Origin of the sequence: Tahibacter caeni, from assembly GCF_024609805.1 — a bacterium.
Classification (GTDB): Bacteria; Pseudomonadota; Gammaproteobacteria; order Xanthomonadales; family Rhodanobacteraceae; genus Tahibacter; species Tahibacter caeni.
On the sequence record NZ_JANFVR010000164.1, the window covers coordinates 1 to 10,365 of the forward strand.

General features: G+C 68.8%; 12 protein-coding genes. 11 read left to right on the forward strand and 1 reads right to left on the reverse strand.

The window, feature by feature from the left end:
- A partial coding sequence (locus tag NON22_RS14260; RefSeq protein ID WP_257387611.1) for a hypothetical protein occupies positions 1 to 217 on the reverse strand: 217 nt, incomplete at its 3' end.
- Between NON22_RS14260 and NON22_RS14265 the strand changes: the two genes are divergently transcribed.
- From NON22_RS14265 to NON22_RS14315, 11 genes are all read left to right on the forward strand, one after another.
- Entirely contained in the window at positions 204 to 422 is a 219-nt protein-coding gene (locus tag NON22_RS14265; RefSeq protein ID WP_257387612.1) for a carboxypeptidase-like regulatory domain-containing protein, read from the forward strand. The two genes, NON22_RS14260 and NON22_RS14265, sit on opposite strands and share 14 nt — an antisense overlap.
- A gap of 205 nt (positions 423 to 627) precedes the next feature.
- A complete protein-coding gene (locus NON22_RS14270) occupies positions 628 to 1,077 on the forward strand; it encodes a TssQ family T6SS-associated lipoprotein (RefSeq protein ID WP_257387613.1) in 450 nt (149 codons plus the stop codon).
- A gap of 62 nt (positions 1,078 to 1,139) precedes the next feature.
- Positions 1,140 to 2,165: a type VI secretion system protein TssA gene (tssA, locus tag NON22_RS14275; protein WP_257387614.1), complete on the forward strand. Its 1,026-nt coding sequence runs from the start codon at positions 1,140 to 1,142 to the stop codon at positions 2,163 to 2,165.
- Between the two features lie 159 nt (positions 2,166 to 2,324).
- Positions 2,325 to 2,873, forward strand: a complete 549-nt coding sequence (gene tssB / locus NON22_RS14280; RefSeq protein WP_257387615.1) for a type VI secretion system contractile sheath small subunit — start codon at positions 2,325 to 2,327, stop codon at positions 2,871 to 2,873.
- A gap of 26 nt (positions 2,874 to 2,899) precedes the next feature.
- Positions 2,900 to 4,396 (forward strand): type VI secretion system contractile sheath large subunit, encoded by a 1,497-nt coding sequence (gene tssC / locus NON22_RS14285; RefSeq protein ID WP_257387616.1) that lies wholly within the window; start codon positions 2,900 to 2,902, stop codon positions 4,394 to 4,396.
- Between the two features lie 99 nt (positions 4,397 to 4,495).
- On the forward strand, positions 4,496 to 5,047 hold the full coding sequence (locus NON22_RS14290) for an Hcp family type VI secretion system effector (RefSeq protein WP_257387617.1): 552 nt from the start codon (positions 4,496 to 4,498) through the stop codon (positions 5,045 to 5,047).
- Positions 5,048 to 5,180: 133 nt separating this feature from the next.
- Positions 5,181 to 5,990, forward strand: a complete 810-nt coding sequence (locus tag NON22_RS14295) for a type VI secretion system accessory protein TagJ (protein WP_257387618.1) — start codon at positions 5,181 to 5,183, stop codon at positions 5,988 to 5,990.
- On the forward strand, positions 5,983 to 6,504 hold the full coding sequence (gene tssE / locus NON22_RS14300) for a type VI secretion system baseplate subunit TssE (RefSeq protein ID WP_257387619.1): 522 nt from the start codon (positions 5,983 to 5,985) through the stop codon (positions 6,502 to 6,504). Before NON22_RS14295 ends, tssE begins: the two co-directional genes overlap by 8 nt.
- 5 nt (positions 6,505 to 6,509) lie before the next feature.
- Positions 6,510 to 8,387, forward strand: a complete 1,878-nt coding sequence (gene tssF / locus NON22_RS14305) for a type VI secretion system baseplate subunit TssF (protein ID WP_257387620.1) — start codon at positions 6,510 to 6,512, stop codon at positions 8,385 to 8,387.
- Positions 8,384 to 9,451, forward strand: coding sequence for a type VI secretion system baseplate subunit TssG (tssG, locus tag NON22_RS14310; protein WP_257387621.1), 1,068 nt, complete (start codon positions 8,384 to 8,386; stop codon positions 9,449 to 9,451). The genes tssF and tssG overlap by 4 nt, the downstream gene beginning before the upstream one ends.
- Before the next feature lie 53 nt (positions 9,452 to 9,504).
- Positions 9,505 to 10,365: hypothetical protein (locus tag NON22_RS14315; RefSeq protein WP_257387622.1), on the forward strand; the 861-nt coding region annotated here is incomplete at its 3' end.

The window sequence follows — 10,365 nt, forward strand, 5'->3', positions numbered from 1 at the left end:
CGCCGCCGGCCGAGCCGCCCGCTGCGGTGGCGGCCGCTTCGGCACCGCCGGCGGCGGCGTCTCCGCCGGCCGATGCGGTCAAGACCGTGGACCTGACTGCCGCGACAACGCCGCGCAGCGAGGATGCGCCGGCGCGCCCGCGCGAGAACACCGGCAGCCGTGCGAAGAAGGAAACCAAAGTCGCGGCCGCCACCAGCGGAAACGTGAAACTCAGCATACAGCCCTGGGGCGAGGTCTGGATCAACGGCAGCCTCAAGGGCGTCAGTCCGCCGATGCGCTTCCTGCAGCTCGAGCCGGGCACGTACAACGTGGAACTGCGCAATCCGGGACTGCAGTCCCTGCGCCGCCAGCTCGTCGTCACCGCGGGACAGCCCGCGTCGATCGAGCATCGCTTCCAGCCGTCCGGAGGCGCGACACAGTAACGAATACCGTTCCGCCGGTTGCGGAACAGGACGTCGGGGGGCGCCTGTCACACGAGATCAGCCGGCGCGCTGCGCCGGCACGCCGTCGAGCCGCCGCCGACGGCGCAGCGCGTCGTCGCCGTCCGGCGGCGCGAAGGGCCGATCCGACCTGAAGCGGATCGGGCGAGACGATCACGGCAATGACATCGAAACAGGGGAGCGTGAATTGGTCAGCAAGAAAAACTCGGTTACGCCGGTCCGCGGCGCCAGACTCGCACTGGTGTTCGCGTTCACGGCGCTGCTCGGCGCCTGCGCCGCGAACAAACCCAAGCCCGTCGCGGCGCCGCCGCCGGACCCGGCCGAAGTCGCGCGCCAGCAGGCCGAAGCGCGCGGCAAGGAAATGCTCGCGAAGGGCGTCGGCGAATACGAAGCCGGTTCCTATGCGCAGGCCGAAGCGACCCTGCTGTCGCCCGACATCTGGGCGGCCAGCGATGCGGTCAAGATTTCGGCGCTGAAGCATCTCGCATTCACCTATTGCGTCACCGAGCGGCCGGCTCTGTGCCGCCAGTCGTTCGAACGAGCGCTGCAGCTCGATCCGAACTTCGACCTGACGCCGGCCGAGCACAACCACCCGCTCTGGGGTCCTGAGTTCAAGTACGCAAAAAACACTCAGTAACCGTCACGGCAATCCCCGGCCGCGGCGGTGCCGCCGCGGCCGGCAAGAAGACAGGGGTCAAGATGAGCTTCATCGATGTCGAATCGCTGCTCGCTCCGGTGGACGCCGAAGGCGCCTGCGGCGTCGAGCTCGACTACGACGCAGACTATCTCGCGCTCGAACGCAGCATCGAAGGCCAGCCCGAGCGCCAGTACGGCGACACCGTGATTCCGGCCGAAGGGCCGGACTGGTCGCTCGTGCTGCGCCAGGCCAGCCAGCTGCTCGGCCGCAGCAAGGATTTCCGTCTGACCGGCTTCGTCGCGCGCGCGCTGACGCGCAAGCACGGCGTGGCCGGCGCGGTCGAAGGACTGCAGCTGGTCCTGGAACTCGCGCAGCGCTACTGGGACGACGCGCATCCGCAGCTGCGCGTCGACGGCGAGGACGATCCGCTGCCGCGCAGCAACGCGCTGAGCAGTCTCGCTGCGGCCGAAGGCCTGCTCGGCGACCTGCGCGCGGCCGTGCTGCCGACGCGCCAGCTCGGCACGCTCGAGCTCGGCGTGCTCGAGCGCGTCGCGGCCAATCGCGACACGGCCGGCGCCGCGCCGATCGCGCGGCATCAGATCGAGCCGCTGCTGCAGGAGGAAATCGGCGCCGGCAATCCGCAGCTGGCTGCGCTGCTCCAGCTGCGCGCGACGGCGCAGGAGCTCGACCGCCTGTGCCGCGAGCGGATCGGCGCGAACGAGGCGCCCGACCTGCCCGCACTGATCGCCTGGGTCGATCTCGTGTTTCCGGCGCATCTGCAGCGCAAGGCCGCCGGCGGCGACACGGTCGCCGCGAGTGAGGACGAGACCGGCGGCGGCGATACCGGCGAGCCGTCGCCGGAACACGGCGGCGGCGTGCCGCGCCGCGCGCTGACGCGGCAGGACGCCGTGAAGATGCTCGACGCGGTCTGCGAATTCCTCGAAGCGACCGAGCCGGCGAATCCGGCGCCGCTGCTGATCCGGCGCGCGCGCGGGCTCATCGGCCTGGACTTCCTGCAGATCCTGCGCGAGCTCGCGCCCGACGGCCTGGCCCAGGCCGAGCTGCTGGCCGGCACGAACCGGAACTGAGCCATGACTTCGTCCGCGACCGCATTCCGAATACCCGTTGCAAAGCCCGACCTGGCCGCCGTCGTGCAGTCGGCAGGTTCGACCGCAGGCCGTACCGCGCCTGCCACGTACTGCACGCATGACCGCTAGACCCGCGGCGAATTCCAGGAGATTGCGCAGATGAGCGGCACCAAATACACCCGCACCAACAAGAGCAGCGCGCAGAAGTTCATCGGCCGCAACCGGGCGCCGCGTGTGCAGATCGAGTACGACGTCGAAGTCTACGGTTCGGAAAAGAAGGTCCAGATCCCGTTCGTCATGGGCGTCATGGCCGATCTGGCCGGCAAGCCGACCGAGGATCTGCCGCCGGTGGCCGACCGCAAGTTCCTCGAGATCGACATCGACAACTTCGACGACCGCATGAAGGCGATCAAGCCGCGCGTCGCGTTCACGGTGCCGAACACCCTGACCGGCGAAGGCAACATGGCCGTCGACATCACGTTCGAGAGCATGGACGACTTCTCCCCGGGCGCGATCGCGCGCAAGGTCGACGCGCTGTCGCAGCTGCTCGACGCGCGCACGCAGCTCAACAACCTGCTGACCTACATGGACGGCAAGACCGGCGCCGAAGAGCTCATCGCGAAGGTGCTCAACGATCCGACCCTGCTCAAGTCGCTCGCGGCCGCGCCGCAGGCGCCGAAGGCCGACACCGACAACAGCGCCGCCTGAGCGCACAGACCACGGGGAATCCACTCATGGCGCAGAATCACGCTCTCCAGGAAAAGCAGACCGCCTTCGCCGAAGCCGACGATTTCTCGGCGCTGCTGCAGAAGGAGTTCAAGCCCAAGACCGACGAGGCCAAGGAGGCGGTGCAGGTCGCCGTCCGCACCCTGGCCGAGCAGGCACTGGCCAACACGGTCACGATCGGCCACGACTCGTACAAGGCGATCGAGGCCATCATCGCCGAGATCGACCGCAAGCTGTCCGAGCAGATCAACGCGATCATCCACCACGCCGACTACCAGCAGCTCGAGAGCGCCTGGCGCGGTCTGCACTATCTCGTCAACAACACCGAAGTCGACGAGATGCTGAAGATCAAGTTCATGCCGATCTCCAAGCGCGATCTGCACCGCACCCTGCGCCGGCACAAGGGCATCGGCTGGGACCAGAGCCCGATCTTCAAGAAGATCTACGAGGCCGAGTACGACCAGCTCGGCGGCGTGCCGTACGGCTGCATCGTCGGCGACTACCACTTCGACCACTCGCCGCCCGACGTCGAGCTGCTGACCGAGATGTCGAAGATCGCCGCCGCCTCGCACTGTCCGTTCATCGCCGGCGCGGCGCCGACGACGATGCAGATGGAGACCTGGCAGGAGCTCGCCAATCCGCGCGACCTGACCAAGATCTTCGAGAACACCGAGTACGTGGCCTGGCGCAGCCTGCGCGCCTCGGAAGACTCGCGCTACCTCGGCCTCGCGATGCCGCGCTTCCTCGCGCGCCTGCCCTATGGCGTGCGCACGAACCCGATCGACGAGTTCGACTTCGAGGAAGCGACTGACGGCTCCAACCACAGCGCCTACTGCTGGGCCAACGCGGCCTATGCGATGGCCGTGAACATCAACCGCTCGTTCAAATACTACGGCTGGTGCACGTCGATCCGCGGCGTGGAATCCGGCGGCGCCGTCGAAGGCCTGCCGACGCACACGTTCCCGTCCGACGACGGCGGCGTGGACATGAAGTGCCCGACCGAGATCGCGATCTCCGACCGGCGCGAAGCCGAGCTCGCGAAGAACGGCTTCATGCCGCTGATCCATCGCAAGAACACCGACATCGCCGCGTTCATCGGCGCGCAGTCGCTGCAGAAGCCGGCCGAATACTACGACCCCGACGCGACCGCGAACGCCAACCTCGCCGCGCGCCTGCCGTACCTGTTCGCGTGCTGCCGCTTCGCGCATTACCTGAAGTGCATCGTGCGCGACAAGATCGGCTCGTTCATGGAACGCGACGACATGGAGCGCTGGCTCAACGACTGGATCATGAACTACGTCGACGGCGATCCGGCCAATTCGTCCCAGGAGACCAAGGCGAGCAAGCCGCTGGCGGCCGCCGAAGTCCAGGTGGAAGAGGTGAAGGACAACCCGGGTTACTACACCTCGAAATTCTTCCTGCGCCCGCACTACCAGCTCGAAGGGCTGACGGTGTCGCTGCGCCTGGTTTCCAAGCTTCCGTCCGTCAAAGCTGGCGGGCAGTGAGGGCCGAGCGGCTTACGGTCGTAGCTCGGCAGGACCGAACCGGTTCCCCCTGGTAAGAAAACCGGTTCTTTTCATCCATCGAAGTTAAGGACTAAACGTATGGCATCTCTCGGAATGGGCAACGTCCTCGCGGCACCGGCCGTCTCGGTCGACACCGCCCCCAAGGACTCGCAGCAGGACTTCCACCTGAAGATCGACGGCATCACCGGCGAATCCAAGGACTCCAAGCACAGCGGCGAAATCGACGTGCTGAGCTGGGGCTACGCCGTGAGCCAGTCGTCCTCGACCCACACGGGCGGCGGCGGCGGCGTCGGCAAGGCCAACTTCAGCGAGTTCGTGTTCACGCACTACGTGGACAAGGCCACGGCCAACCTCATGAAGTACTGCGCGAGCGGCAAGCACATCGGCCAGGTCGTCCTGTCCTGCAGCAAGGTCGGCGACGGCGCGCAGCAGTACATGACCGTGACCCTGAACGACGTGCTGATCACGCACACGCGTCCGGTCGGCGCGACGAACAGCCCGCGCGTCATCGAGGAAGTCGGCATGTCCTACGCCAAGATCAAGGTCGAGGTGAAGGAACAGAACGCCGACGGCTCGCTGGGCGCGGCCACCACCGGCGCCTGGGACGTCAAGCAGAACAAGGCGGCCTGAGCAACACGGCGGCGCCAGCGCTGGCGCGCGGGCGTCGACTTGTCCGTTCCCGGTGCGGAGATCGGCGAAAGCCGTTCTCCGTCACCGGATTGCAGTCGCATTCATCGGGAAAACGTTGCGCATGGAAGCCACCTTGTCCGCCACTCTGCGTCGCGACCAGTCGCTGGCCGAGCAGCAGGCCGAGCTGATCGCGAAGATCCGCGCCAAGCCGGACAGCCTGCCGCTGCGCGTGCATCTCGCGCAGCTGAGCATGCTGACCGGCAACTGGTCGCGCGCAGTCGCGCAGCTGCAGACCGCGGCGACCCTGAGCGCCGCGGCGATACCGATGGCGCAGATGTACCGCGAGGCGATCCGCTGCGAGCTGCAGCGCGAGAAGGTCTTCGCCGGCGAGGCGCCGCCGCAGACGATCGGCGAACCGGCGGCCTGGTTCGCGACCCTGAGCCAGTCGCTCGCGCACCGCGGCAAGGACGACGCGCTGGCCGACGCGCTGATGCGCGAGGCCTTCGACGCGGCGCCGGCGACGCCGTTCGTGCTCGACGACGTGCCCGTGCAGTGGCTCGCCGATGCGGACTCGCGCCTCGGGCCAGTCTGCGAAATCATCCTGAAGGGCCAGTACTACTGGCTGCCGTTCGATCACGTCCGGCAGCTCGAATTCGACGCGCCGGCCGACCTGCGCGATCTGGTCTGGCTGCCCGGGCGCCTGACCCTGCGCAACGGCGGCCAGCACGTCGTGCTCGTGCCGAGCCGCTATCCGCGCAGCTACGGACAGGCCGAGGAACGCCTCGTGCTCGCGTCGATGACGACCTGGCTGCCCGTCGGCGAGGACGCCTACGCCGGCCTGGGCCAGCGCTGCTGGGTCAGCGACGTCGACGAACACCCGCTGCTCGCCGTGCGCCGGCTCGTGCGCGCCGGCGACGGCGACGAAGCGGCCGGCGATGAGTAAGTCCAATCCGCTGCAGGGCGCGCGCTCGACCCGGCTGCTGCCGGTGTTGCTGGACCGGCTGACCGACCTCAACCCGGACAACCGCAACGAGGCGCTGCACGAGCGCACGATGACGAAGGCGGCGTTCCGCCAGTGCGTGCTGCGCGACATCTCGTTCCTGCTCAACACCACGAACGCCGAGTCCGAGACCGATCTGAGCGGCGCCGAAGACGTGCGCACCTCGGTCGTGAATTTCGGCGTGCTCGCGCTGTCGGGTCGCCATCTCGTCGACGACGACCTCGACGAAGTGCGCCAGGCGATCGAGAAGGCGATCCGCACGTTCGAGCCGCGCGTACTGCCCGAGAGCCTGCACGTGAAGATCCTGCCATCGGAAGACAGTTATCGCACGCACAACCAGATGACGATGGAGATACGCGGCCAGCTGTGGTCCGAGCCGTATCCGATCGACCTGCTGCTGCGTTCGCGCGTCGATCTCGAAAGCGGCCAGATCCTGCTCGAAGACCTGCTCGGGTAGCTGCCATGGATCCGCGCCTGATCGGCTACTACAACACCGAACTGAACTACCTGCGCGAGCTCGGCGCCGAGTTCGCCGCGGCCAACCCGAAGATCGCCGCGCGCCTGGGCATGCGCGACATCGAGGTCGCCGATCCCTACGTCGAGCGCCTGCTCGAAGGCTTCAGCTTCCTGACCGCGCGCATCCAGCTGAAGATGGATGCGGAGTTTCCGCGCTTCTCGCAGCGCCTGCTCGAAGTCGTCTATCCGAACTATCTGGCGCCCACGCCGGCCATGTGCATCGTCCAGTTCACGCCGGGCGAGATGACCGGCAACCAGGGCGACTCGTTCCGCATCGGCCGCGGCGAACGGCTGCGCGCGCCGAGCCACGTCGAGGGACAGAACGGTTGCGAGTTCCGCACCGCACACGACGTCGACCTCTGGCCGCTGCGCGTCGCGACCGCGCGCTTCGAGGGCGTGCCGACCGACGTGCGCGTGAACCGCCTGCGCCAGGACCTGCCGGTCAAGGCGAGCCTGCGCCTGAACTTCCAGTTCAACGCGCCGCTGAGCGGCAAGAACCCGCCGCCGGACCGCCTGTCGCTGCACCTGGCCGGCAGCCCGCACATCGCCTCGCGGCTGCACGAGTTGCTCTGCGGCCACGTGCTCGGCGTCTCGGTGCGCGCGCGCGGCAAGAAGAGCGTCGGCGAGTGGCGCCAGCTCGGCGCCGGCGCCGTGCAGCCCGAAGGCTTCGACGATGCGCAGTCGCTGCTGCCGTACAACGGCCGCGGCTTCCAGGGCTATCGCCTGCTGCACGAGTATTTCGCGTTCCCGGCGCGCTATCACTTCGTCGCGCTGGAAGGCTTGCGGAACGCGCTGCAGGCGGTGGAGGCGCTCGACGGCTTCGAGGTCAGCATTCTGCTCGACCAGGAAGTCGCCGATCTCGAGACCGTCGTCGACGCGACGCACTTCCTGCTGTTCTGCACGCCGGCGGTCAACCTGATCTCGATGCGCTCGGACCGCATCCAGGTCGGCGACAGCCGCTACGAGCTGCACGTCGTGCCGGACCGCACACATCCGCTGAACTACGAGGTCTACAGCATCGAGCAGGTCGAAGGCTTCGGCCGCGACAACGCGATCGAGGCCAAATTCCGCCCGTTCTATTCCAGCCTCGTCGGCGACCGCGGCAACCACGGCACCTATTTCTCGATGCGGCGCGAACCGCGCCTGGCCTCGAGCACGGCCGCGCGTCACGGCGCGCGCACGACCTATCTCGGGTCGGAAGTGTTCCTGTCACTCGTGAACCAGCACGAGGCGCCGTACGGCTCGGGCCTGCGCCAGCTCGGCGTCGACATGACCGTGACCAACCGCGATCTCGCGATGCTCATGGCCGTCGGCGGCCAGCACGATCTCGTGCCGGTGGACTCGGTGCCGGTCAGCGGCGTGCGCGTGCTGCAGGGACCGACGCGGCCCGTGCCGGCCGTGCCCGAAGGCGAGATCAGCTGGCGCCTGATCAGCCACCTCGGCCTGAACTACCAGACCCTGACCGACCTGAGCCCGGAGCAGGGCGCCGTCGCGCTGCGCGAGCTGCTCGGCCTCTACACCGTGCTCGGCGACGCGGCCGTCGCGCGCCAGGCCAACGCGGTGCTGCAGACGCGGCTGAATCCGATCACGCGGCGCCTGCCGGGTGCCGGCCCGATCACGTTCGGCCGCGGCGTCGGCATCGACGTGACGATCGACGAGAGCCATTTCGCCGGCACGAGCCCCTACCTGTTCGGCGCCGTGCTCGAACAGTTCTTCGCGCGCCACGTCGCGCTGAACACGTTCACCGAGACGCGCCTGGTCAGCGCGCAGCGCGGCCAGCTCGGCCACTGGGCGCCGCGCTTCGGCCGGAGGCCGGTCGCATGAGCGGACGCGCGCCGACCCTGCAGCAGGCGCAGCAGATCGCCGACCTCTGGCAGGCCGTCGAGTCGGCGCCGCACGGCTACGACCTGTTCGCGCTGCTGCGCCGGATCGAGGCGCTGCATCCGCAGTTCCCTCGCCTGGGCCGCGCGAAGCGGCCGTCGCAGGAGCCGCTGCGCATCGGCCAGGAGCCGTCGTCGTTCTTCGCGCCGGCGACGTTGGCGCGCTTGGACGTCACGCGGCGCAACGGCAGGCCCAAGCTCGCGATCCACAGCTTCGGCCTGTTCGGGCCGAACGGTCCGCTGCCGCTCGTGCTGACCGAATACGCGCACGAGCGCGCGATCCATCACGGCGACCGCACGCTGATCGAGTTCGCCGACATCTTCCATCACCGGCTGACCCTGCTGTTCTATCGCGCCTGGGCCGATGCGCAGTCGACCGTGAGCCTGGACCGGCCCGAGGACGAGCACTTCACGCGCCATGCGGCGAGCACGATCGCCTACGGCCTTGCCGCCACGCGTGCGCGCGACAGCGTGCCCGACCATGCGCGCCTGAATCACGCCGGCCATCTCGTACGCCAGACGCGCAATGCCGAAGGCCTCGCGCGGATTCTCGGAAACTTCTTCCGCGTGCCTGCGGCGATCGAGGAATACGTCGGCCGCTGGCTGCCGCTGCCGCGCGACCAGCGCTCGCGCCTCGGCGCGAACCGCGGCAGCCGGCTCGGCGTCGACATCGTCGCCGGCAACGCGGTCTGGGACCGCCAGCACCGCTTCCGCGTGCGGCTCGGCCCGATGACGCGCGCGTCCTACGAAGACCTGCTGCCGCCGGGCACCGGCCACGGCCAGCTGCTCGACTGGGTGCGCAGCTACATCGGCATCGAGCTCGACTGGGACGTGCGCCTCGTGCTGCGCCGCGCCGACGTGCCGCAGGCGCGGCTCGGCGGCGACACGCGCCTGGGCTGGACGACCTGGCTCGGCGCCGGCGCCGCCGCGCGCGACCGCGACGATCTCGTGCTCGACCCCGAGCGCATACGGCGCGAACGCGCCGGACCCGCGGCAGTCGCCGCATGATGCACACGTATACCCCTGTTGCTTCGCCAGACTCGCACTACGGAATTCGAATCATGATCAGGCCCGACTCGCGTACTCCGTTCCTTCCGCTCCGCATTGCCGCGGTCCTGATCCTCGGTCTCTGCGGCGCCGCCGCGACGGCGGCGCCGCCGCCGGATCCGGCGCTCGCGCAGGCGCTCGCCGGCATCTGGCAGGGCCAGAGCATCACGGTGACGCCGCTGAGCGATGCGTACACGCGCGATCCGTCGGTCGATCCGCCGCGCTACACGGCGCCGGTCAAGGACGCGCCGGCCTACGTCACGGTGGACGCCGAACACGCCGAGATCGAATACGGCCGCAAGATCTTCGCCGCGAACGACTCGCCGTGGGGACCGTTTCCGCTGCTGAACACCGACGACGCGGAACTGCTCGAAGTCACCTTGCCGAAGAAGAAATACCTCGTGCTCGCCGGCGTCGGCGCAGGCCTCTACGGCATCGGCGACTGGCAGCGCTTCGCGTTCCTGCACGTGATCGACACGAGCACGCGCGGCGCGCCGGTGCACTATCCGCTGTTCGCCGAGGCCGGGCTGCGCGACAAGGTGCTCGGCCGCCTGCCGAATTCGACGGTGCTGAACTACGCGCGCCTGGTGCCGTCGCGCTGGGCCACGAACACCCGGGTCAACGGCTACGAAGTGCTGCTGTACTCGCTGCTGCCGCGCGGTCCGGAGCGCGTGATCGGCGACGACGGCCGCCCGCTGGCCTATTCGCTGACGCGCGAGGACGCCAATGCGCCGTGGGTGCTCGCGCGCACGCCGGCCACGCCGATCGCGAACGTGCGCGACGACGCGAAGCGCTCGTTCAGCGCGCCGCCGATGAAGAACGCGCTGCCGCCCCCGGCCGCGCCGGCGCCGATACCGGCTGCGGCAACCGCCGCG